The sequence below is a fragment of the Amantichitinum ursilacus genome (genome assembly GCF_001294205.1).
Taxonomy (GTDB): domain Bacteria; phylum Pseudomonadota; class Gammaproteobacteria; order Burkholderiales; family Chitinibacteraceae; genus Amantichitinum; species Amantichitinum ursilacus.
This window is the reverse complement of the sequence record NZ_LAQT01000036.1, coordinates 182943-204951: the sequence shown is the minus strand read 5'-3', so window position 1 is coordinate 204951 and position 22009 is coordinate 182943. Positions and strand designations below refer to the sequence as shown.

The window sequence follows — 22009 nt, the reverse complement described above, 5'->3', positions numbered from 1 at the left end:
CGGGTGGCTTTGGGTGGTGGGTCTTGACCCACCCTATGAGACGTTGGTGGTTCGTGGCGGGAATGGTGACAAGTTTGACGGCGGTGGCCATGCGGGATGGGAGCGTTAAGCGGGCGGTGCGGATGTTCATTGTCACTCGTCGCATCCACGCCCACCCGATGTTGCGCAGCAACGAGGCAATCCCGTCGTCCCAACAGCAGGCATTACCTGTCGAGGGAGGGGAAGGAGACCCGGTGTGGGGCTCCGTCCGACCGAAGTTCCGCGGAGCGGCAGCTGAGCCATCGAAGTAACAGACGGTCCGTTTCGGCTTTTGACCTGCGGGCCCCCTGGCGAGCGAAGGATTCGCGAGTGGGGTCGCCTTTCTTTTGGTTATCTTTTCTTTGGCGAAGCAAAGAAAAGTAACGTGCTCCCGGGCACCCCCGGGTATCCAGAATGCGCCGCAGGCACAAGCGTTTAAGGTTTATCGGCGCAGGCCGAGCATTAAAAACATGCGCCGCAGGCAAAGCGGTTAAAGGTACAAGGCCCCATAACGCCAACGACCCCAAAACCCGCCGCAGGCCCAGCGCTTAAAAGCTCCACCCAGTGTCACAGCACCAGTAACCAAAGCCCCCAACCAACCGCTCCAGAAGGAAACCCCACCACCATGAAACCGCCGCCGGTTTCCGCCGCCACAACAGCATCCCTCTACCGCAGGGAAATCGCGCGCTTTAACGACAGCCACCCCGAGTCGCTACGCCAGCATCGCCTGGCCAACGCGCATTTCCTCTACGGCGTGCCGCTGCACTGGATGCGCGACTGGCCCAGCCCGTCGCCGCTGTTTCTGCGCCACGCCCAAGGCTCGCGGCTGCAATGCGTGGATGGCCTCGACTACGACGACTTTTGCCTCGGCGACACCGGCGCCATGTTCGGCCATGCGCCGCCCGCCGTGGCCGATGCGCTCAACCTGCGCACTGGCTATACCGCCATGCTGCCCTCGGCACTCACCGCCAGCATCGGCGACAAACTGGCGCGCCTGTTTGGCCTGCCCATGTGGCAGCTGGCCACCACCGCCAGCGACGCCAACCGCTTTGTTATCCGTTGGGCGCGCGCCATCACCGGTCGCAACAAGATCCTGGTGTTTGATGGCTGCTATCACGGCACCGTCGATGACACGCTGGTCGATCATCAGGACGGCCGCACCGTCGCGCGCGCCAGTTTGCTGGGCCAGGCGGCCGACCTGACGCAACACACGGTCAGCATTCCGTTTAATGATCTGGCCGCGCTCGAAGCCGCGTTGGCCAGCAACGATATCGCGCTGGTGCTGACCGAGCCCGCGCTCACCAATTGCGGCATGGTGTTGCCGCAGCCCGGTTTTCTGGAAGGCCTGCGCGCCGCCACCAAAGCGCGCGGCACGTTGCTGGCGTTTGATGAAACCCACACGCTCTCTACCGCCTGGGGCGGCTACACGCGCGCCTGCGGCATCCAGCCTGACTGGCTGGTGGCGGGTAAGGCGATTGCCGGGGGCGTGCCGTGCGCGGTGTATGGCTTTAGCGCCGAAGTCGCCCAGCGCATGCGTGATGCCAAAGCCAAAGCCGCGCCGGGCCACTCGGGCATCGGCACCACATTGGCGGGCGGCGAACTGGCGATGCAGGCGCTGGCGGCCAGCCTGGAGCACGTCAACACGCCCGCCGCCTATGAACACGCGATCAGCGTGGCGCAAGGCCTGGCGCAAGGGCTGGAAGAAATCGTGCGCGGCCAGGGTTTGCCGTGGTGCGTCACGCGCCTGGGCGCGCGGCTGGAGTTGCAGTTTTGCCCGCAACCGCCGCAGGACGCCGCCGCAGCCGCCCACGCCGCCGATGACGCGCTGGCCGCTACGCTGCATCTGGGGTTGCTGAATCGCGGTTCTTTGCTGACGCCTTTCCATAACATGATGCTGGCGGGCCCGACCACCGACCACGGTCAGGTGGCGCGCTTGCTGGCGCATTTTGCTGACCTGCTGACGGAGCTTGCATGAAGCCGCATCCTTCCCCGTGGCCCGCGCTGGTGATCCAGTTTTCGCCCGACGACGGTGCTGCCTTCCTCGGCCAATGGCTGACGCAGCACGGCCAGCCGTGGCAGCTGATTGATACGTCGCGCGGCGATGTGATCCCCGCGCTAACCGGCTTTGGCGGCGTCGCCTTGCTGGGCGGCACCATGAGCGCCTATGACGATTTTCCGGCGCGCGCGCCGGTTGAAGCACTGATCCGCGCTGCGGTGGCACAAGACGTTCCCGTGCTGGGCCATTGCCTGGGCGGCCAGTTGCTGGCGCAAGCGCTGGGTGGCACGGTGGCGCGCGGGCCGCAGCCCGAAATCGGCTGGCATCCGGTCGATTTCAACGGCCATCCACTCGGCCATCACTGGTTTGGCACGCCGCAACACCCCACGCTGATGCACTGGCATTACGACGCGTTGACGCCGCCCCCCGGCAGCACGCTGTTGGCGCGCAGCAGCCAGTGCGCCTGCCAGGCGTTTGCGATGGGCAATCTGCATCTGGGTATGCAGTTTCATATCGAAGTGGACCGCGCCAAGGTCGAGCTATGGCTGATCGGTTGCGCGGCCGAAGTCGAGGCGCAGCAGCACATCGGCAGCGTGCAAACGCTGGCAGAAATCCGCGCCCACATTGAACGGCATCTTGCCGCCAGCCAGGCGCTGGCGGCGCATATCTACACGCGCTGGCTACATCAGTTCCGGCGTGCCCACGCAACATGGCAACAGGCAAGCACACAACATGGCTGATCACGAATTCGCATATATGGCGACGTCCACCTTTATGGGCGCGCCACGTTTAAAAGACGCGCCGGAGCGCCCGTTTGGCATCGCCGGCATTCCCTATGATGGCGCGGTCACTAACCGGCCCGGCGCGCGCTTTGGCCCGGAAGCCATTCGCCGCGCCAGTCTGATGTTGTGCGACGCCACGCATTCGCATTTTGATTTGTCACCGCTGAACTATCTGGCCGATGCAGGCGATCTGCGCGCGCCCAATACGTCGATCGAGACGATGCGCGCCAGCGTGCAACCGCAGATTGCGCAGCTGATTGCCCAGCGCCAGATGTGCTGGCTGGGCGGCGACCATTCGATCACGTTGCCGTTGCTGCGCGCGTATCGCCAGCACTACGGCAAACCGCTGGCGCTGCTGCATTTCGATGCGCATTGCGATACCTGGACCGACCACTTTGGCGAGCCGTCCGGCCACGGCACCTGGGTGTACGAGGCGATTACCGAAGGCCTGGTTGACCCGACCGCCACCGTGCAGGTGGGCATCCGCTCGGCGGGCGAGCGTGCGGCGCGCGAATACGTTAACGATATGGGCGGCAAAGTGTGGACCGCCCGCATGTTGCGCGGCCTGGAAAACCCGGCGCAACTGGCGCCGTTGCTGGACGAAATCCGCCAGCGCTTTGCCGGGCACGATGCGCTGTATCTCAGCTTTGATATCGACTGTCTCGACCCGGCCTATGCGCCGGGTACCGGCACGCCCGAACCGGGCGGGCTGACCTCCAACCAGGTGCTGACCATCATCGAAGAATTGTGCGATCTGCCGTGGGTGGGCATGGATTGCGTGGAGGTGGCACCGGCCTATGACCACGCCGAACTGACCGTGAATATGGCCTCGCATCTGGTCTGGACCTGGCTAAGCGGCCGTGCGCATCAATACGCCCAACACACTGACCAGGCCTGAACATGAACGCACGTGAAACCGCCATGGTGGCGCATTCCTGGTATGAAGCCAGCGTGACGCGTCCGCCCGCCGACGCTGCGTTGCAGGGCGCGCTGGATGTCGACGTCTGCATTGTTGGCGCCGGTTATAGCGGGCTATCCGCCGCGCTGGAATTGCGCCAGCGCGGGTTTAGCGTGGCGGTGCTGGAGGCCGAACAGGTGGCGTGGGGCGCGTCGGGGCGCAACGGCGGGCAAGTGCTGGTGGGTTTTGCCAATGACGATACTGTGCTGCGGCAACTGGGCCCGGCGGCGGCGCGCCAGGCGTGGGATATCTCGGTGGCGGGCGTGCATCTGCTGCACGCGCGCGTGGCCCGCTACGGCATCGATTGCGATCTGGTGCGCGGCTATCTGCATGTGGCCACCAGCGCGCGCAAAGCCGAAGGTTTGCGCCACTGGACCGCGCAAATGCGCGACACCTTTGGCTATGACCCGATCAGCGATATCGCGCCGAAGGATGTGCGCAACTGGATTGACAGCCCGCGTTATGTGGGCGCGGCGCATGATGCCTTGTCGGGGCATATCCATCCGCTTAAATACGCGCTGGGCCTGGCCGACGCCGCGCGCCAGGCGGGCGTGCAGCTGTTTGCGCACAGCGCGGTCAGCCGTATCGAACACGGCCCGCTGGTAACGCTGCATACCGCGCAAGGCCGGGTGCGCAGCCGCTTTGCGCTGATCGCGGCCAATGCTTATGTCGGCCAGTTACTGGGCAAAACCGGCGCGCGCATCATGCCGGTGCGCTCGTTTATTATCGCCACCGAACCGCTGCCGCCCGAGCAAGCGCAAGCGCTGATCCGCGGCCGCGCTGCGGTGTGTGACACCAATTTCATGATCGATTATTTCCGCCTGAGCGCCGATGGCCGCGTGCTGTTTGGTGGGCGCGTAACCAGCGGCAACGCCGGGCCGGACGCGCTGATGCCATCACTGCGCGCGCGGCTGGCGGGTGTGTTTCCGCAACTGGCGCATGTGGCGATTACGCATGCGTGGGGCGGCCTGGTGGATGTAACGATGAACCGCGCGCCCGACTTTGGCCGCATCGCACCCAATGTGTATTACCTGCAGGGTTTTTGCGGCCACGGCGTGGCGTTGACCGGGATGGCGGGGCAACTGGTGGCCGAAGCGATTGCCGGCCAGGCCGAACGTTTTGATCTGTTTGCGCGACTGCAACACCATCGCTATCCGGGCGGGCCGGGTTTGCACAGCACGTGGCTACGCCTGGGCGTGGCGTATAACCAGCTGAAAGAACTGGTCTAGCGCCACGCAGGCGTTGGGGCGGCGCAGACGTGTCCCCTAGCCGGTGGCGCGTTCTTCAAATTCGCCGCTGTTTTCGGGCGCTGCGCCGCTGATATCCAGCCGCGTAACCTCGGCCAGCTCGGGGCCGCGGCTGGCCCAGTCCACCATTTCGTCCACCGCGTCTTCGTTGCCTTCCACCAGAATTTCGACGCTGCCGTCCTGACGATTGCGCACCCAGCCGCCCAGGCCCAGGCGTTTGGCCTCCAGGCAAGTGGCATACCGGAACCCCACGCCCTGCACCCGACCGTGTACCACCAGCCGCTTGGCTATGCTCATGCTGCCTGCCTCCGTCAACGCTTGCGCTTAGTGCGGATAGTGCCCATGCATCAGGCCCAGTACGCCCATCACGATCAGATAGATAGCCACAATGTAGTTGAGCAAACGCGGCATCACCAGGATCAGGATGCCGGCAATCAACGAGGCCACGGGGCCGAAATACAACTGGATGTCCATCTACAACTCCTGGGCGTGTAAGGGTTTATATAAGTGATGGCATAGCCTGCCACAAGCGCCGCGCCGCCGCCCAGCGGATGGCCTGCGCGCCGGGGCGTCATCGTACGGCTGATACCGATGCGCCGGGCGGGGCGCTTTTGATGCTGGTAGAATGCCGCCCGAGCAAGGTGCCTGCGCAAGCAGGTGAAACGGGAATCAGGATAGTCCTGAGCTGCCCCCGCAACGGTAAGCCGCGTAGAACGAACCCAGTCAAGCCACTGCCTTTATCTTCTGAAGGCGGGAAGGCGGGTTCTGGAGCGGCAAGCCCGGAGACCGGCCTTGCCCCGGCCAGTACCACGCTGGCCGAACCGCTCGCCGCCATGGCGGGCATCAGGCGGAAGGCGCGGGGTGCGGCCGGACGATGTTCCCCGGCGCGCGGCCTTGGCTGTGGTGCTGCCGTAATGTCGTGTCTTCCGGTAACAACAACGCGGTTTGCGTGGGGCAAGCCGCAGAAGACAAGACTGCCATCATGAAAAAATTCCGATCCGTTTTCCGCGTCCGCTGTGCCACGCCCCAGCGCCACCGCGCAAGTGCAATCCGCGCTGCCGCCAGCACGCTGGCCCTGTGCGCCGCCTTTGCCCAGGCGCAAGACGCCACGCCGGTAGAGCCGCTGGTGGTGACCGCCACGCGCATCGCCACCGCGCAAGACAGCCTGAGCAGCGACACCACCGTCATCACCGCCGCACAACTGGCTGCCAGCAATGCGCAAACGCTGGGCGAAGCGCTGGCCAGTGTGCCCGGCGTGCAGTTCAGCCGCGCCGGTGGCCAGGGCCAGCCCGCCAGTTTGTATATCCGCGGCGCCAACGCCAACCAGACGCTGGTGCTGGTGGACGGCCTGCGCATCGGCTCGGCCACGCTGGGCGGCACTTCGTTTGATTTGCTGCCGCTGGCGATGATAGACCACATCGAAATCCTGCGCGGACCGGCTTCGGGTTTGTACGGCTCGGACGCGGTGGGCGGCGTGGTGCAGATCTTTACCAAACGCGGCAAAGGCACGCCGCATATGTACGCCAGCGTGGGCTACGGCACCGATCGCACCACCAGCGAAACCGCAGGCCTGGCCAGCACCAGCGAAGACAATCGCTTCAGTTTTGATTTCAGCCACAAGCAAAGCCAGGGCTTTAACGTCACCAAGCCCTCCAGCGCGTTCTATTACGAAGATGACCGCGATGGCTACAAGCAGACCTCGGGCAGCTTTGATATCGCGCATTTCTTTGACGCCAGCAACGAGCTGGGCGTGCGCGGTTACTGGATCCAGAGCGATACCGCGTTTGATGCCGGTGGTTCGCCGGTGAACCCGTGGACGCGTGAGACGCAAACCAGTCTGGCGCTGTATAGCCGCAACCAGATCAACAGCAACTGGCTGAGCGACCTGAGCATCGGCCAATCGCACGACCAATCGCATGCAGATGCGCTGGATTACGACACCTTTCTGCCGTACCCCAGCCGCTTTGATACCCGGCAGAAGCAGCTGAACTGGAGCAACACGGTGACCAGCAGCGTGGGCAAGTGGTTGTTGGGCCTGGATTATCTGGATGAGCGCATCAGCAGCACCACCAACTACACGGTGGATAGCCGTCACACCAAGGCGGGCTTGCTGGGCTGGCAGAACGACTTTGGCGCCAACCATTTGCAGGCCAATCTGCGGGTGGAAAACAACTCGCAATTTGGCAGTCAGACCACCGGCAATATCGGCTATCTACTGCATCTGAACAGCCAGTGGCAATTCACCGCCAACGCGGGCACCAGCTTTCATGCGCCGACGTTTAACGACCTGTATTTTGATTGCGGCTATGTGTGCGCCAACCCCAATCTGCAAGCGGAAAAAGGCCGCGCGTTTGATCTGGGTTTGCGTTGGCAGGCGGGTGGCTTTAATACGTCGTTGGTGGGCTTTGAGAACCGCGTACGTAATCTGATTGTGCTGGATGCCAACAATAACTATCTGCCGGAAAACCTGAACGAAGCGCGCATTGAAGGCTTTACCCTGGCCACGCAAGGCACGTTGGGCGGCTTTGATCTGGCGGGCAGCGTAACGCGGCAAAATCCGTTTGATGACGCCACCGGCCATGTGCTGCCGCGTCGCGCCAAAATCCTGGGCGAGATCAGCGTGGCGCAAAGCGTGGGCCAGTGGCGCTGGAATGCGGCGATGAATGCTGCGGGCCGGCGCTTTGATGATCTGGCCAACCAGAACCTGATGGGTGGCTACGCCGCGTTTGATCTGGGTCTGGATTACGCGCTGAGCAAAACCTGGAAAGCGGGTGTGCGCCTTAACAACGCATTTGATCGCGATTACGAGCTGGTGCGCGATTACAACATCCAGGGTCGTGCCTGGTTTGTCACTTTGTCGTACGATGGCGCGGGTCTGTAAGACGCCGGTTGCCTGATCAGTGATGCAGCCGCGCTGGCCCCGTCAGCGCGCTGCGATGCTTTGCCTCTACAGCCGGATGAAACCCAAACATGTCAGAGACTTTGATGCATTTTGATATCGCACCGCTCGATGCCGAACTCGGCCGCGCCTTGCAACACAAACTGGACCGCAAAACCAAGCCTTTAGGTAGCCTGGGCATGCTGGAAACCGTGGCGCAAAAAGTGGGCCAGATCCAGCAGCGTATGGACCCGGCCATTGCGTTTCCGGCCATGCTGATTTTTGCCGCCGACCACGGCCTGGCGCGCGCGGGCGTCAGCCCGTACCCCAGCGAAGTGACGGCGCAGATGGTGCAGAACTTCCTGGCCGGTGGCGCGGCCATTAGCGTGTTGTGCCGCGCGCATGGCATGAGCCTGCGCATTATCAATGCGGGCGTTAACGCCAGCTTTGCGCCGCACGCCTTGCTGATCGACTGCCCGCTGGCGCGCGGCACCGCCAATAGTCTGGAAGGCCCGGCCATGAGCCTGGGCCAGGTCTACATCGCCATCGAAACCGGCGCGGCAGTGCTGGGCGAGCGCGCTCAACTGGGCGCCACGCTGGTGGGGCTGGGCGAAATGGGTATCGGCAATACCTCCGCCGCCGCCTTGCTGATGGCACGCCTGACTGGTGAGCCGATCGAACGTTGTGCCGGCCGCGGCACCGGCCTGGATGACGCCGGTCTGGCGCGCAAAGTGACTATCCTGCAGCAAGTGCTGGACAAGCACGCGGGCGTGACCGAGCCGCTGGATGTGCTGGCGGCCATGGGCGGCTTTGAAATCGCCATGATGGTGGGCGCGTATCTGGCTGCGGCCGCGCGCCGCGTGGTGATTCTGGTGGATGGCTTTATCGCCAGCGCCGCGTTGCTGGTGGCCAGCCGCATCAACCCTGCCGTGCTGGACTATTGCGTGTTCAGCCATTGTTCGGACGAAGCGGGCCACGCTTTGCTGCTGCAACATCTGGGCGCGCAACCCCTGCTGCGGCTTGATCTGCGGCTGGGCGAGGGCAGTGGCGCCGCGCTGGCATTGCCGCTGGTGCAGGCCGCCTGCAAATTGCTGAACGAAATGGCGTCGTTTGACGAAGCGGGCGTCAGCGACTCGGATGGCAACGACGCGGGTGGCAAGGCGGGTGGTGCGTAATTCGCTGCGCGCGTTGCTGTGCGCGGTGGGCTATTTCACCCGCATTCCCATCCCGGCCTGGGTGGGTTATCAGGCGGGGGATCTGGACCGCGCGGCGCGCTATTTTCCTTTGGTGGGCATGCTGGTCGGGCTGATCGCCGCCGTGGTGTTCTGGCTGGCGCACTGGCTGTGGCCGGTGCGCGTGGCCGTGCTGATCAGTACGGTCGCCACGGTGTATCTGACTGGCGCATTCCATGAAGACGGCCTGGCGGACTCGGTCGATGGCCTGGGGGGCGGCTACGAGCGCAGCCGTGTGCTGGAAATCATGCATGACTCGCGCATCGGTAGCTTTGGCGCAATGGCTTTGTTGCTGGCGCTGGCCATCAAGCTGGAAAGCCTGGCCGCCTTGCCGGTGTTGCTGATTCCGCTGGCGCTGATTGCGGTGCATGCGGGCAGCCGGCTGGTGGCGGTCAGCTTGCTGGTCACGCTGGATTATGTGCGGCCCGACGGCAAAGCCAAGCCGGTGGCCACGCGTCTGGGCGGCAGCGGTTTGCTGCTGGCGCTGGCGTGCGGGCTGGCCCCGTTGGCCTTGCTGCCCTGGCGCTATGCGGCGCTGATCGTGGCGGTGTGGGTGCTGCTGCGCTGGGCCGTGGCGCGTTATCTGCTGCGACGTTTGGGCGGCTATACCGGCGATACGCTGGGTATGACGCAACAACTGGCCGAACTGGCGGGTTATCTGGTGTGCGCGGCATGCGTTTATACCTCGTTCGGCATCTAGCCGTACCGACAGGCGCGGGCATTTGCTATGGCCGGCTTGATCTGCCCGCCGTGCCGCCAACGCCGCAACAGCTTGCTGATTTGCGCGCTGGCTTGCCTGCAGAGGCGCTGTGGTGCAGCAGCCCGGCGCAACGTTGCCAGACCCTGGCACGCGCGTTGTATCCCACGCCGACCCTCGTCCCCGATCTGCAAGAACTTGACTTCGGCAAGTGGGAAGCTTGCGCGTGGTCAAACATTGGTGCGGCGGCGTTGGATGCCTGGATAACTGCTGGCTATGATGGCGCAGCGCATGGCGGTGAAAGTCTGACCACCCTGCAGCAACGCGTGTGGCGCTGGGCGGATGCCCAGGCCGCGCATCTCACGCCATCACACGCCGTGGTGGTCATCACCCACGCGGGCGTGATCCGGGCCTTGTGGTCGCGGACAACGCCTTTCGAAGCCTGCCTGGGCCGCGCAGTGCCGCACGGACAAATCATCGTGCTGGACTGGCCGCCAGCCGGGGTACAGCCGGGATAATCGATGCAAAAAACGTTACTGTTGGGCGGTGCGCGGTCGGGTAAAAGCGCGCTGGCCGAGACCATCGCGCTGCGCAGTGGCCGCCGCGTTACTTATATCGCCACGGCGCAGATCGCGGCGGACGATACCGAAATGGCCCTGCGCATTGCGCATCATCAGGCGCGCCGACCGGCGCAATGGCACACGCTGGAGCCGCTGGACCTGCCCAGCGCCATCTCGGCAGAGTGCATTCCCGGTGGCCTGGTGTTGGTGGATTGTCTGACGGTATGGCTGGCGCAGCAGCTGTTTCCGCCTACTGAGATCAGCGCCGACGAGGGTCGCTATCAAGTACCGGCTGACTGGCAGCGCGAACGTGAACGTTTGCTGGAAGCCATCGCCCGCGCACATGGCGATCTGGTGCTGGTCAGCAATGAAGTCGGTCAGGGCATTGTGCCCATGGGCGCGGGCAATCGCGCTTATGTGGACCACGCGGGCTGGCTGCATCAAGCCGTGGCGCAGCGTTGCGACAATGTGCTGTGGGTGGCGGCCGGGTTGGCGTTGCCGCTAAAGGGCGTAAACCCGGCGGCGATGGCGGTCTGAATATCGCCCCGGGTTATGAAGCCGAAGATTCGACCGCATCGAATCAGGAGGCCACTTTAGAGGGTGGGTCCAGGCCCACCCTATGCCTTCCCGATCCGGGCTGCGTGCGCGGCATCGTGCACGCAGCGGCGCGTTACATAAACAGAAAAAACCCGTCGACAAAATAGGCCAGACCAATCAGCCCCACCGGCAGCGCGCCCCACCACAACACCTTGCGTTTAAACAAGCCGGCAATCGACGAAATCAGAATCGCCACCTGCAAGAAAATCACCGCAATACCAAACGGCTTGCCGTGTTGCTGTGCTTCGTCGCGTTGGGCTTCCAGCGCGCGCGCCTTGTTTTCGATGTCGTGCTTTTCGTTGTCGTACTGGGTGACTTTTTTGTTGTAATCGGCAATCCGCGCATCGAAGGCTGCAGCGGCTTTGTTGTTGTCCGGCAATGCTTCGCGTTGCAGTACCAGGTTATCGCGCTGAATCTGGTACAGATATTGTTTAACGCCCTTGGACTGGTAATACGCCCACTGATCGCTGGCCTGCGCCTGGCTGATCACGCCGCGGGTGCTGTAGCCGCCGCCTTTAAAGGTGGAGAGGGTAGCGCAGACCGCCAGGATGACGGTGGTTAAGGCCAGGTAGTTAAGCCACGGGTCTTTCTTTTCTTCAGCCATAGTCCAGATAATCAGATTGCATTACGAGAAAGCGCCCGGCGTCAGCGAGCGCGGCGGTGGCATTGTTGCCACAAACCGCCGCGCCAGCTGTAACAGCGTGTTCGACCGGGGGTGATGCTGCTTACAAACGCTTAGAGACGAAAGCGCGCCACCGAGGCGCGTAATTCGCTGGCCAGTTGCTCCATGGCGCTGACATTGCCATTGGCCGCGTTGACCGAGCTGGCGGCGTCTTCAACCATGTGCGCAATGCGCTCGACGTTGACGGCCACGCTGCTGCTGGCCGCGCTTTGCTCGGACGTCGCATTGGCCACATCGCGAATCTTGTTCAGCGTGGTGGCCGCGCCTTCATTGATGGCCCGCAGCGAATCGGCCGCCTGGTTGGCCATATCCACGCCCCGCGCCACACGCGGCGTAACTTCATCCATGCTGGTCACCACCGAACCGGTGTCGGTCTGGATGGCCTGAATCATCTCGGTAATCTGGTTAGTGGCTTGCGAGGTCCGCTCGGCCAGCTTGCGCACTTCGTCGGCCACTACGGCAAAACCGCGACCTTGCTCACCCGCGCGCGCAGCTTCGATGGCGGCATTGAGCGCCAACAAGTTGGTCTGATCAGCAATCTCTTTAATCACGCTGGCGATGCCGCCGATTTCGCGCGAGCGCTCGACCAGGCCGCCAATCAAACCCGACGCATCATTGATCTGGCCCGCAATCAGCTGGATTTCGCTGGCGGCGTTGGTCACCAGTTGCTCGCCATGCACGGCCAGTTCGCTGGAGCGCGCCGAGTTGCTTTCGGTTTCGCGGGCGCTGGCCGAAATATGGTCGACGCTGACCGACATCTGTTCGATGGCGGCAGCGGTGGAAGCGGTGGCATCCGAAGACTGCCGCGCGGCACGGTTGATTTGCTGCATCTGGCCGGTCAGGCCTGACGTGGCCTGGCCCAGGCTTTGCGCGCTGCGCTGAATGTTTTCGATCATCTGGCGCAGGCCGTCCTGCATGGTGGCGATTGCGCCCATCAGGCTGTCGCGGCTGCGTGCTTTCACCACGTGGCTAAGATCGCCATTGGCAATGCGCTGCGCGGCCTCGGCGGCCTCATCGGGCTCGCCGCCCAGGCGTTGATAGATGGAACGGGCCATGGCAATGGCAATGGCCGTCACAATCGCCAGCACCACGATGCCCAGGCCGATTAACTGCCATGCAAAGTGCCAATACGCCTTGTCGATATCGTCGGCCCATTGGCCATAGCCGATCACCCAGTTCCAACCCTTGATGCGGGCGATGCCGTTGGTTTTGGGCACATCGACTTCCGAACCGAGGCGTTTGCTGACGATTTCGGCAAACGCAAAATCCTTGTCGCCCAGCGCGTCGCTATAGGCCTGCACCGTAGTGCGGCCGTCGGGCAACGTGCTGCCCATATCGATCTTGCCGCGTTTGCGCGGGTCCGGATGCGCCAATACAAAGGCGTCGGCGCGACGCGCATAAACATAATCGCCCGAACCATTATTAAGCCCCTGCAGGGCTTCGACTGCGCGGGCTTGCGCTTCGGCGTCGCTCATCTTGCCCGCTTGCGCCAGATCGCGATAATGCTCGACCTGTTTGGCGGCCAGCGTGACCAGACTGCGGATGGCGTCATGCCGGTCTTGCATCATGGTGGCGCGCAGGGTTTGAAGTCCGAAGCCGGCGATAATGATCAGGGCCAGCAGGGCGGTCGCGACAATCAGCAAAAGGCGCGTGGAAAGCTTCATGAGTGTTCTCCGGGGTAACGGCGTGCGGGCTGCCACGGGGCTGTCAGGTAGCAACCAGTTTACGACCTCGGATTTTGCTACGTGTAAGGCAGGCCGTGCATGATTTCTTTGCTACACGCCGCTTGCAGCTGCTGGACGGCGTCAAACATCCGGCAATCTGCCGAGCTTTGCTTTCTACAGGCTTTCCGATGTGCCGGTTTGTGGTGCTTTCGCGACAAACGATCGTTTGATGCAATGGGGGTCACGAAACGGCCCGTCGCCTTGCCGCCAGCCCGAGCCGGGCGAGGCCTGCGCGCACACCTGCTTGCCATCCAGCGTGCTGATCCAGCGATACCAGGGCGCGGGTTCGGCGTTAACCCACGCGCAGGGCGCGAATGTGAGCAAAAAACACAATGTGAGACGCTTCACGGTGACTCCGGCCGTGGTGGCAGAACATGGGCCCGACCTCAGCATAGCTGGCGATGATGCGAAGTGCGAATGGCTGGGGTGATGGCCGGTTGGCCGAGGTTACCCCTGCTGTAAATAACGCTGTTGTATTGGCGCCACGCTTTTATCATGCCGTTGGCGCGGCGGCGGGAAGCCAGGGCCAATGTTAAAAACAGCTGGAAAGCCGCGCCGATGCAGGGTTTACCTCGTATATATCCGCGATATTGCGGCGCCGTTTATCTCTGAAATCCGCCAGCCCGACCACCGGTGGTGGCCGTCAGCAAAGTCCAGGTTAAATTAGCACCCGTTAATGCTTCCGCCCGAAAGGCTGGCGGCGTTACGTGTTACCACTCCACCGCAACAAGACCAGAATTGGCAGCCGTTTGTACGGTGTAGTGCACCCAGTAACAACAATAGTGGCCATGGCGACATGACCCGCTACCAGACCAGCCCATCGTGGTGGCCTGATCTGGAATTGAAATGCCGGTCCCTTTCTGACCGGCATTTTTTATTTCCGCGACATATGTCTGCCTTTAGACCGTCGGCTTAAGCCCGGCAATCTGCGCCACAATCTCATACGATCGCAGCCGTTCGGCTTGATCGAAAATCGCCGCGTTGACCATGATTTCATCGGCCCCGGTGCGCTCCAGAAAATCGCGTAATTGCGCTTTGACGGTAACCGGGCTGCCCACAATCGAACCCCCCAATTGCGCATGCACCGATGCACGCTCATGCGGTTGCCAGTAGTCGTCCATATTTTCCACCGGCGGATCGAGCGGACCAGGGTTGCCGCGGATCAGATCAACGAATTTGCGTTGCTGCGACGTCGCCAGAAACTGCGCGCGCTCGTCGGTATCGGCGGCGATTACATTCAGGCCGACCATGGCATACGGCTGATCCAGCACGCCAGGGCGGAAGGTGTGGCGGTAAAGGTCCAGCGCGGCTTGCATGCTGCGCGGCGCAAATTGTCCGGCAAATGCAAACGGCAGGCCCAGATAACCAGCTAATTGCGCGCTAAAGCCGCTGGAACCCAGTAACCAGATCGGCACATCCAGACCTTCGCCCGGAATGGCGTGGATGCCATTGCTGCCGCTATATAGATCGGGACGGAAATAGGCACGCAGCTCTTGCAGCATCTGCGGAAACTGATCGCCATCCGCGCCCGAATCCCGGCGCAAGGCGCGCATGGTGGCCTGGTCGGTGCCGGGCGCGCGGCCGAGGCCCAGGTCGATGCGGCCGGGATATAACGATTCCAGTGTGCCGAATTGTTCGGCAATCACCAGCGGGGCATGGTTGGGCAACATGATGCCGCCCGAGCCGACGCGAATATGCCGCGTGCCGCCCGCAACATGGCCGATAACCACGGCGGTGGCGGCGCTGGCAATGCCGCGCATACCGTGATGTTCGGCCAGCCAGTAGCGGGTAAAGCCGAGCTGGTCGGCATGCTGGGCCAGCGTCAGCGTGTGGGCCAGTGCCTGGCCGGGCGTGCCTCCCGCCAGAATCGGCGAGAGATCGAGTACGGAAAACGGCGTTTGTTCGAGCGGCTTCATGGCGCATCCTGCGGACAACGGAGAGGTGGCTTGCAGGTGGGGACGGTTAACAGGTTTTCCAGACCGATCGGTCTAATGCATGGTAAGGCCATGTTTGGCCATCAGATTTAGCAAACCAGCGTCGCCGCCAGCGCAAACATGATCACGCCGATGACCATATCCAGCACGCTCCACGCTTTGGGTGACGCAAACAGCGGCGCCAGCAAGCGCGCACCAAAGCCAATGCCGCTAAACCACAGCACCGAGGCGCTCATCGCCCCCAGCGCAAACCACGGCCGCGCGCTGCCGCTTTGTTGCGCGGCCACTGAACCCAGCAGCACGACCGTATCCAGATACACATGCGGGTTAAGCCAGGTCAGCGCCGCCACGGTCAGCAAGGCTTGTTGCCAGGTGAGCGCGGGGCGTGCGGCCTCGGCATTCAGCGCATCGCTGCCGAAAGCGGCCCGCCATGCGCGGATGCCGTACCAGGTCAGAAACGCCGCGCCCGCCCAGCGCGCCACCCGTGTCAACAGCGGGAAGTCGGCAATCAGCGCGCCCATGCCGGCCGCACCGGCGGCGATCAATAAGACATCGCCAACGATGCACACCAGCACGGTCAGCGTCACATGCTGTTTTTGCAGACCCATGCGCAATACATGCGCGTTCTGCCCGCCAATTGCGACGATCAAACCGCCCCCCAAACCAAAACCTTGTAACCACGCGCTAACCATATTCGATGCCTTTGTCTTGCTACGGCCCACCTTGATGGCGGGGCCAAAGCCGGCATTGTGCGACAAGGGGCGTGGCCAATGAAGCTGAATTAAGGCTTTTCATATAAGCTGAAAAAAACTTATGCAGGGCGCGAATATGAAGCTGGATTACCGTCAGACCGATGCGTTGCTCGCCGTGATCGAAACCGGATCTTTCGAAGAAGCGGCCACGCGGCTAAACGTAACCGCATCGGCGATTTCGCAACGCATCCGCGCGCTGGAAACGCGCCTGGGCCAGCCGCTGGTGGTGCGCAGCCGTCCTTGTCGTAGCACCGCGCATGGGCAACGTTTGTTGCAGTATCTGCGCCGCACCGCGTGGCTGGAAGAAGATATGGCGGCCGAAATGGCGGCCGAAGCGCAAGCGCCGCTGGTAATGTCGCTGGCGCTCAACGCCGATTCTTTAGGCACGTGGTTTGTGCCGACGCTGGCCGAAGTGCTGATCCGCGAGCACGTGCTGCTGGATGTCACGGTTGAAGATCAGGACCACACCTATGCCTTGATGGAAGCCGGGATGGCGCTGGCGTGTATTACCACCGAGGCGCAACCCATGCGCGGATGTCAGGCGGAATGGCTGGGCAGCATGCGCTACCGGATGGCTGCGACACCTGCCTTTGCCGCACGCTATTTTGCCAACGGCCTTAACCGCGACAGCGCGCGCCATGCGCCAGTGATGGTGTACAACCGCAAAGACGCGCTCCAGGCCGACTTTCTGCAAAACCACCTTGGGCTGCCGCGATCCGCCTATCCCTGCCATTACCTGCCGTCGCACGAATCGTATTACGCCGCCATCCGCCATGGCCTGGGCTACGGCTTGCTGCCGGATCTGCAAATGGGCGATGCGCTGGCGCGCGGTGATCTGATCGATCTGGCGCCCGCCTGGCCGGTTGATCTGCAGCTGTACTGGCATGCCTGGAAAGTGCAATCGCCGCGGCTGGAATCGATTACGCGGCAAATCCTGCAAGCGGCCCGCGCCGTATTGGGCGGGCAGCCGCAGGCCGAGGCGGCGCCGTCGGTCTAAGCGCTTGTGGTCGCCGCCGCGCGGTTAAGCCCGCTTAGCACGCCTTTGATAGCCGCGGTGACGATATCGCTATCCACGCCCACGCCATACCAGATGCCCCCACCGGCCACGCGCAGTTCCACATAGCAGGCTGCGCGCGCTTCAGCGCCACTGCCCAGCGAATGCTCGTGATATTCCACAATCTCAGCCGCGCCATCCAGCGCCTGGATAAACGCCGCCAGCGGGCCTTGTGCCTGGCCTTGCAGCGTAACGGCCTCGCCGTCGCGCTTGAGATTGGCCGCCAGCGTCACGCCTTGCGCGCCATCGTTATCGATGCGGTGGCCGTGGTATTGCCACGGTTGCTGGTGTTCCAGATATTCGCGCGCAAACAGGGTGTACAGATCTTCGGCGCGCACTTCGCGGCCGGTGGTATCGGTTTCGCGCTGGATAACGCGGCTGAACTCGATCTGCATGCGGCGCGGCAATTCAAAGCCGTATTCCTGCTGCAGCACAAAGCTGATGCCGCCCTTGCCGGACTGGCTGTTAACGCGGATCACGGCATCGTAGGTGCGGCCCACATCGGCCGGATCGAGCGGCAGATACGGCACGCTCCACAGCGTATCGGGCTGCTGTTGCGCAAAGCCTTTCTTGATGGCGTCCTGGTGCGAGCCGCTAAACGCCGTGTAAACCAGATCGCCCGCATACGGATGACGCGGGTGCACAGGCAATTGTGTGCACTGCTCGGCCACGGCGCGTACCCGGTCGATATCGGAAAAATCGAGGCCGGGGTCGATGCCCTGACTGTACAGATTAAGCGCCAGTGTCACCAGATCAACGTTGCCGGTGCGCTCGCCATTGCCAAACAAACAACCTTCCACCCGATCCGCGCCCGCCATGACCGCGAGCTCGGTGGCGGCCACGGCGGTGCCACGGTCGTTATGCGGGTGTACCGACAAAATGATGCTGTCGCGGCGCGCCAGGTTGCGGCTCATCCATTCAATCTGGTCGGCATAGGTGTTGGGGGTGGACATTTCCACGGTGGCGGGCAGGTTAAAGATCATTTTGCGATCGGGCGTGGGCTGCCAGATTTCGCTGACCGCATTGCACACTTCCAGCGCAAATTCGGGTTCGGTGGCTGAAAACGTCTCGGGCGAATATTGATAAACCCATTCGGTTTCGGGGTATTGCTCCGTCAATTGCTTGATCAGGCGCGTGCCGTCTTCCGCCACCTTGCGCACGCCCGCCTGGTCGGTGTTAAACACAATGCGCCGCCATGCTGGCGCAATCGGGTTATACAAATGCACGATGGCGCGGCGCGCGCCTTGCAGCGATTCAAACGTGCGGCGGATCAGGTCCTCGCGCGATTGCGTCAGCACTTCGATGGTCACGTCATCGGGAATCAGATTTTGCTCGATCAGCTGGCGCACAAAATCAAAATCGGTTTGCGAGGCGGACGGGAAGGCGACTTCGATTTCCTTCAACCCGATCGCTACCAGGGTCTGGAACATTTGCAGCTTGCGCTCGGCATTCATCGGTTCGATCAACGCCTGGTTGCCGTCGCGCAAATCGGTGCTCATCCAGATGGGTGGGGCGGTCAGCGTGCGCTGCGGCCAGGTACGGTCTGGCAAATTAATCGCTTTAAACGGTTGATACTTGCCGACGGGCTGACGCATGGCACAAGCTCCTTTTACAATTTGTCCGATATTTGATAATGCAGCACAAGATTAGACGCTAATGTGGCAAGGATTGGCCTCGATTGTCAATCGCCTTGAGTGATAGGTCGGAACATTCGCAAGATTGTTATCATGATTTGGACAAAATGTAGATAATGGCCGCCAATGCTGTCTCATCACCTTTTTTGTGACTGACACGCAACCTCTGGCCGCTATCATGTCTACTAACTACAAGAAATCATAACAACTCGACCTGCACCTTACGGAGCCCGCCGCACGATGCCGCATGACACCCCTCTGATCGCCACCATAGTCGGTGGCCTGGTCCTTGCCTTTATTTTTGGCGCGCTGGCCAACCGCTTTCGCATTCCGCCGTTGGTGGGCTATCTGGTGGCCGGCATTTGCGCCGGCCCGTTTACGCCCGGCTTTGTGGCTGATCAGAGCCTGGCCCCCGAACTGGCCGAACTGGGTGTCATCTTGCTGATGTTTGGTGTGGGTTTGCATTTCTCGGTTAAGGATCTGCTGTCGGTTAAAAACATCGCCATCCCCGGTGCGATTGCGCAGATTGCGGTGGCCACCTTGTTGGGCATGGCGCTGTCGTGGATGACCGGCTGGAGCCTGGGCGCCGGTCTGATCTTTGGCCTGGCCTTGTCGGTGGCCAGCACCGCGGTGCTGCTGCGGGCGCTGGAAGACCGCCATATCCTGGACAGCAGCGAAGGCCGCATCGCGGTGGGTTGGCTGATCGTCGAAGATATCGTGATGGTGTTGGTGCTGGTGCTGATCCCCGCGCTGGGCGGCTTGCTGGGCGCAACGGGCACCGACGGCCACGCGCCCGTGGCCACCGGCAATGTGTGGCTGACGCTGGCCATCACCATCGGCAAGGTCATCGGCTTTGTGGTGGTGATGATGCTGGCGGGCCGTCGCGCGATTCCGTGGTTGCTCGAACGCATTGCCGGCACCGGTTCGCAAGAATTGTTCCGTCTGGCCGTGCTGGCGATTGCGCTCGGTTGTGCCTACGGCGCGACGCTGATCTTTGGTGTGTCGTTTGCGCTGGGCGCGTTTTTTGCGGGCATGATGATGGCCGAATCCGAACTGTCGCACCGCGCCGCTGAAGAATCCTTGCCCTTGCGCGATGCGTTTGCGGTGCTGTTTTTTGTGTCGGTGGGCATGCTGTTCGATCCGTCGATTGTGGTGCGCGAACCGTTGCTGCTGCTGGCCACGCTGGCCATCATCATCATCGGCAAATCGGTGGCCGCGTTCCTGATCGTGATTGCGTTTCGCCGCCCCCTCAGCACCGCGCTCACCATCGCGGCCAGCCTGGCGCAGATTGGCGAATTCTCGTTTATCCTGGCGTCGCTGGGCATCAGCATGGGCTTGCTGCCCGCAGCGGGCAAAGACCTGATCCTGGCGGGCGCAATCTTGTCGATTCTGCTCAACCCGGTTTGTTTTACCTTGATGCCACGCGTGGTGCAGTTGCTGTCGCGCTTTTTCAAGCCCGATACGGCGCTGGAGACGCTTACGCCCACCGCCGCGCCACATCACACCGTCATTGTCGGCTACGGCCGCGTGGGCGAGGCCGCCGGCAAGCAACTGGCCGCGGCGGGGCAGCAATTTGCGGTGATCGAGGCAGGCGCCGAACGTGTTTTACAATTGCGCGAGCAGGGCATTTCCGCGTGGTGCGCCAATGCGGTGTCGTTAGAGGCGCTCAAGCACGCGCATATCGAAAACGCGCAATGGATGTTGCTGACCATTCCGAATGCGTTTGAAGCCGCGCACGTCATCGAACTGGCGCATCAGCTCAACCCGGGCCTGAAGATTGTGGCGCGTGCCCACACCGATGCCGAAGAAGAATACCTGAGCGAACGTGGCGCGGATTTCACCATCATGGGCGAACGCCAACTGGGTATCGGCATGAGCGCCCGCGTGCTGCAAGGCGCGCATTAAGCAATGCCCGCGCTGCGCAATCTGACCGCGCAGCGCATTTTCAATAAATAAAGCCCACCCGGCCGCGCGATACTGCGCGATAACTACATCCTGCTCGTCCCCTTACCGGAGCGCTTTGTGCCTGCCAGCCCCGTAACACCTGTTCAAGCCACCCATCCGGCCGCACCGGCTGCTGTTGCTCCGCTGCCGCATCCGCCAACCCGGCCGGTTTCCGATCTGCCACGCCAACTGTTATCCATTTTGCTGATTGCTTTGATGATCGGTGGTTCGCTCTGGGTGCTCCGGCCGTTTTTGCCCGCGCTGATCTGGGCCACTACGGTGGTGGTGGCCACGTGGCCGCTGATGCTGGGGCTGCAAAAACGGCTGTGGCACAAGCGCACGCTGGCGGCGGTGGCGATGATCGTCGCCATCCTGCTGATCATTGTGGTGCCGCTGGTGGCGGCGGTGATTACGTTGGTGGACCACTCCGACCAGATTGTCGCGCTGGTCAAAGCGATTCCGCAGTACATCTTTTCGCCGCCCCCGGCGTGGGTGCACAACATTCCGCTGGTGGGCGATCGCGTGGCGGTGGAATGGCAGAAGCTGGCGGATGGCGGTTCCAGCGCTGCCGCCGCACGCATCCAGCCGTATATGGCCGCGATTGCGCAACGCGCGTTTGCTACAGCAGGCACGGCGGGCATGCTGGCTGTGCATTTGCTGCTGACGCTGGTGATCTGCCTGGTGCTGTATGTACGCGGCGAGGTGGCGCTGGCCGCCGTCTTGCGCTTTGCGCATCGGATGGCCGGGGAACGCGGCGAAAACGTGGTGCATCTGGGCGGCCAAGCCATACGCGCTGTGGCGCTGGGCATTGTGGTGACGGCGCTGACGCAGTCCATTCTGGGCGGCATAGGTCTGGCCATTGTTGGCATCCCGCTGGCGGGGTTGCTAACCGCCGCCATGTTGATGCTCTGCATCGCGCAGATCGGGCCGTTGCCCGTGCTGATCTGCAGCGTGGGTTGGCTGTATTACGAACAGGAAACCACCAAGGCCATCATCCTGCTGGTGATATCAGGCGTGGTGGGCATGCTGGATAACTTCTTGCGGCCCATGCTGATTAAACGCGGCGCCAATTTGCCGCTGCTGCTGATCCTGGTGGGCGTATTGGGCGGCATGTTCGCGTTTGGCATCGTCGGCTTGTTTGTCGGGCCGGTGGTGTTGGCGGTGACGTACACGCTAACCAATGCCTGGATCGCCGAGGGCATCCAGACCGATATCACGCCCGCGCAACCGGTGCCGGTGGTGCCGCCGCAAGAGCAGAGCCTGGCCGAACAAACGGCCGCCCGCAGCAATCCGCCAGTGGTTTAACCGGCGCCGCGCAAC

General features: G+C 62.5%; 20 protein-coding genes and 1 riboswitch. Of the genes, 12 read left to right on the top strand and 8 right to left on the bottom strand.

The window, feature by feature from the left end; all coding sequences use genetic code 11:
- Nucleotides 1–643: 643 nt before the first annotated feature.
- The 4 genes from WG78_RS20130 to WG78_RS20115 are packed head-to-tail and all read left to right on the top strand — an operon-like array spanning nt 644 to nt 4983.
- Nucleotides 644–1993: a transaminase gene (locus WG78_RS20130; RefSeq protein WP_053939626.1), complete on the top strand. Its 1350-nt coding sequence runs from the start codon at nt 644–646 to the stop codon at nt 1991–1993.
- Nucleotides 1990–2754, top strand: coding sequence for a type 1 glutamine amidotransferase (locus WG78_RS20125; protein WP_053939625.1), 765 nt, complete (start codon nt 1990–1992; stop codon nt 2752–2754). The genes WG78_RS20130 and WG78_RS20125 overlap by 4 nt, the downstream gene beginning before the upstream one ends.
- On the top strand, nt 2747–3694 hold the full coding sequence (gene speB, locus WG78_RS20120; protein WP_053939624.1) for an agmatinase: 948 nt from the start codon (nt 2747–2749) through the stop codon (nt 3692–3694). The genes WG78_RS20125 and speB overlap by 8 nt, the downstream gene beginning before the upstream one ends.
- 2 nt (nt 3695–3696) lie before the next feature.
- Entirely contained in the window at nt 3697–4983 is a 1287-nt protein-coding gene (locus tag WG78_RS20115) for an NAD(P)/FAD-dependent oxidoreductase (protein WP_053939623.1), read from the top strand.
- 36 nt (nt 4984–5019) lie between these two features.
- Here WG78_RS20115 and WG78_RS20110 read toward each other — a convergent pair whose 3' ends face one another.
- Both WG78_RS20110 and WG78_RS22240 read right to left on the bottom strand, forming a co-directional pair.
- On the bottom strand, nt 5020–5298 hold the full coding sequence (locus tag WG78_RS20110) for an acylphosphatase (protein WP_053939622.1): 279 nt from the start codon (nt 5296–5298) through the stop codon (nt 5020–5022).
- A 27-nt stretch (nt 5299–5325) separates the two neighbouring features.
- A complete protein-coding gene (locus WG78_RS22240) occupies nt 5326–5475 on the bottom strand; it encodes a DUF3096 domain-containing protein (protein ID WP_083459450.1) in 150 nt (49 codons plus the stop codon).
- A 148-nt stretch (nt 5476–5623) separates the two neighbouring features.
- A riboswitch (cobalamin riboswitch) is annotated at nt 5624–5810 on the top strand.
- A 173-nt stretch (nt 5811–5983) separates the two neighbouring features.
- Between WG78_RS22240 and WG78_RS20105 the strand changes: the two genes are divergently transcribed.
- The 5 genes from WG78_RS20105 to cobU all read left to right on the top strand — a co-directional run bounded on the left by WG78_RS20105 (nt 5984) and on the right by cobU (nt 10905).
- Nucleotides 5984–7882 carry a TonB-dependent receptor domain-containing protein gene (locus WG78_RS20105; RefSeq protein WP_161805169.1) on the top strand — a complete coding sequence of 633 codons (1899 nt, stop codon included), beginning with the start codon at nt 5984–5986 and terminating at the stop codon, nt 7880–7882.
- An 89-nt stretch (nt 7883–7971) separates the two neighbouring features.
- Nucleotides 7972–9054, top strand: coding sequence for a nicotinate-nucleotide--dimethylbenzimidazole phosphoribosyltransferase (gene cobT / locus WG78_RS20100; protein WP_053939620.1), 1083 nt, complete (start codon nt 7972–7974; stop codon nt 9052–9054).
- Complete coding sequence (locus tag WG78_RS20095) at nt 9047–9811, top strand: adenosylcobinamide-GDP ribazoletransferase (protein WP_201782504.1); 765 nt, start codon at nt 9047–9049, stop codon at nt 9809–9811. The genes cobT and WG78_RS20095 overlap by 8 nt, the downstream gene beginning before the upstream one ends.
- Nucleotides 9784–10326 (top strand): histidine phosphatase family protein, encoded by a 543-nt coding sequence (locus tag WG78_RS20090; protein ID WP_083459445.1) that lies wholly within the window; start codon nt 9784–9786, stop codon nt 10324–10326. The genes WG78_RS20095 and WG78_RS20090 overlap by 28 nt, the downstream gene beginning before the upstream one ends.
- A gap of 3 nt (nt 10327–10329) precedes the next feature.
- Nucleotides 10330–10905, top strand: a complete 576-nt coding sequence (gene cobU / locus WG78_RS20085) for a bifunctional adenosylcobinamide kinase/adenosylcobinamide-phosphate guanylyltransferase (RefSeq protein ID WP_053939617.1) — start codon at nt 10330–10332, stop codon at nt 10903–10905.
- 133 nt (nt 10906–11038) lie between these two features.
- Here the strand turns inward: cobU and WG78_RS20080 are convergent, their stop codons facing one another.
- The 5 genes from WG78_RS20080 to WG78_RS20060 form a co-directional block, all read right to left on the bottom strand.
- A complete protein-coding gene (locus tag WG78_RS20080) occupies nt 11039–11569 on the bottom strand; it encodes a DUF4337 domain-containing protein (protein WP_053939616.1) in 531 nt (176 codons plus the stop codon).
- A 131-nt stretch (nt 11570–11700) separates the two neighbouring features.
- The gene (locus WG78_RS20075) at nt 11701–13311 is read right to left on the bottom strand and encodes a methyl-accepting chemotaxis protein (RefSeq protein ID WP_053939615.1); all 1611 of its coding nucleotides are present in this window, start codon (nt 13309–13311) and stop codon (nt 11701–11703) included.
- A gap of 174 nt (nt 13312–13485) precedes the next feature.
- Nucleotides 13486–13719 (bottom strand): hypothetical protein, encoded by a 234-nt coding sequence (locus WG78_RS22860; protein ID WP_152969324.1) that lies wholly within the window; start codon nt 13717–13719, stop codon nt 13486–13488.
- Nucleotides 13720–14270: 551 nt separating this feature from the next.
- On the bottom strand, nt 14271–15287 hold the full coding sequence (locus WG78_RS20065) for an LLM class flavin-dependent oxidoreductase (RefSeq protein WP_053939613.1): 1017 nt from the start codon (nt 15285–15287) through the stop codon (nt 14271–14273).
- Between the two features lie 107 nt (nt 15288–15394).
- A complete protein-coding gene (locus tag WG78_RS20060) occupies nt 15395–16063 on the bottom strand; it encodes a LysE/ArgO family amino acid transporter (protein ID WP_236692085.1) in 669 nt (222 codons plus the stop codon).
- Nucleotides 16064–16118: 55 nt separating this feature from the next.
- Between WG78_RS20060 and WG78_RS20055 the strand changes: the two genes are divergently transcribed.
- Entirely contained in the window at nt 16119–17054 is a 936-nt protein-coding gene (locus WG78_RS20055) for a LysR family transcriptional regulator ArgP (RefSeq protein ID WP_201782503.1), read from the top strand.
- Here the strand turns inward: WG78_RS20055 and leuA are convergent.
- Entirely contained in the window at nt 17051–18706 is a 1656-nt protein-coding gene (gene leuA / locus WG78_RS20050; RefSeq protein ID WP_053939612.1) for a 2-isopropylmalate synthase, read from the bottom strand. The genes WG78_RS20055 and leuA overlap by 4 nt on opposite strands.
- A gap of 279 nt (nt 18707–18985) precedes the next feature.
- Between leuA and ybaL the strand changes: the two genes are divergently transcribed.
- Entirely contained in the window at nt 18986–20650 is a 1665-nt protein-coding gene (gene ybaL / locus WG78_RS20045) for a YbaL family putative K(+) efflux transporter (protein ID WP_053939611.1), read from the top strand.
- Between the two features lie 117 nt (nt 20651–20767).
- The gene (gene ydiK, locus WG78_RS20040; protein WP_201782502.1) at nt 20768–21994 is read left to right on the top strand and encodes an AI-2E family transporter YdiK; all 1227 of its coding nucleotides are present in this window, start codon (nt 20768–20770) and stop codon (nt 21992–21994) included.
- Nucleotides 21995–22009 lie beyond the last annotated feature (15 nt).